Origin of the sequence: Streptomyces ureilyticus (assembly GCF_011045025.1) — a bacterium.
Classification (GTDB): domain Bacteria; phylum Actinomycetota; class Actinomycetes; order Streptomycetales; family Streptomycetaceae; genus Streptomyces; species Streptomyces ureilyticus.
In genome coordinates this window covers 1-1,446 of record NZ_JAAKZX010000453.1, presented here as the reverse complement: position 1 = coordinate 1,446, position 1,446 = coordinate 1, and the positions used below count along the sequence as shown (strand labels likewise).

Sequence of the window (1,446 nt, the reverse complement as noted above, 5' to 3'; positions counted from 1 at the left end):
GGCACGGGGGGGGGCGCGTCGCCGTCCTCGGACGAGAACCCGTACTGGACGTCGTATGAGGAGACGTACGGGCCGCAGTACGGGCCGCAGTACGGGCAGTCGCACGAGGGGGCGTACGAGCAGGCGTACGGCCAGTCGTACGGGAACGGGCAGATCCCGCAGGCTCCGCAGACGCCCCAGGCCACGCAGGCGATTCCGCAGCAGAGGGTGGATGAGACCCAGCCGCTGCCGGAGGTGCCGACGCCTGAGGCCTCCTCTGTACCGGCCGCCGAGGCCCCGTCCCGTACCAGGACGAAGCCGTCGGCCAAACCGTCCCCGCCCTCGGGCCGTGACCGCTATCTCGATCTTCTCCGCTCCATCGCCCTGGTCCGCGTGGTCGTCTACCACATCTTCGGCTGGGCCTGGCTGACGGTGCTCTTCCCCTCCATGGGCGTGATGTTCGCGCTGGCGGGCGCCCTGATGGCGCGCTCGCTCAGCCGCCCGGCGTGGGGCGTGATCCGCGGCCGTATCCGCCGACTCCTGCCGCCGCTCTGGGCGTTCAGCGCGGTGGTGCTCGCGATGCTGTTCGTGGGCGGCTGGAACCCGTCCAAGGACGACGGCGGCCTGGGCTGGCTGGGCCTGGTCAACTACGTCCTCCCGATCGGCGCCCCGCCCTACCCCTGGCAGATCGGCTCCGAGTCGGGCCTGCTGGAGCAGACTTGGGCGGTCCAGGCGGCGGGCCCGCTCTGGTACCTGCGCGCGTACCTGTGGTTCGTGATCGCGTCGCCGCTGCTGCTGTGGGCATTCCGCCGAGTCCCATGGGCAACACTGCTGGCACCGCTGGCGCTGACGGCGGTAGTAGGTACGGGACTGGTCTCGATCCCCGGCGAAACGGGCAACGCGGTCACGGACTTCGCGGTGTACGGCAGCTGCTGGATCCTGGGCATGGCCCACCAGGAAGGCGTACTGAAGAAGATCCCGCGCTACGCGGTGGTCTCCGTCGCCTCCCTCCTGATGGCCTTCGGCCTGTGGTGGGCCTCCGGCCACCTGGGCCCTGACGGCTGGGACCTGAACGACATCCCCCTGGCCCAGGCCGCCTGGTCCCTGGGCTTCGTAGCGATCCTGCTCCAGTACTCCCCGTCCTGGCAGACCCTCCCAGGCCGCCTGGCCCACTGGGACAAACTGATCACCCTGTCCAACAACCGAGCCGTAACGATCTACCTCTGGCACAACCTCCTGATCATGGCGACGGTCCCGCTACTGGACGCCGTCTACAAACTCCCCTTCATGGACGACCGCTTGTCCAACGCCCTGACTACGACGTACACGCTGTGGATGTTTGTCCTGGTGTGGCCGTTGATCGCGTTGATGGTCGTGGGTGTGGGGTGGGTCGAGGACCTGGCGGCCAAGCGAGGGCCTCGGCTTTGGCCGGACGGCTCGAAGAAGGCGGGGAAGGGGAAGAGGGGC

The 1,446-nt window shown here is 68.9% G+C and carries 1 protein-coding gene; it reads left to right on the top strand.

Features of this window, described 5'->3' with window-relative positions:
* Positions 1-207: 207 nt before the first annotated feature.
* On the top strand, positions 208-1,446 hold a 1,239-nt coding region (locus G6048_RS48075), incomplete at its 3' end, for an acyltransferase family protein (RefSeq protein ID WP_408056256.1).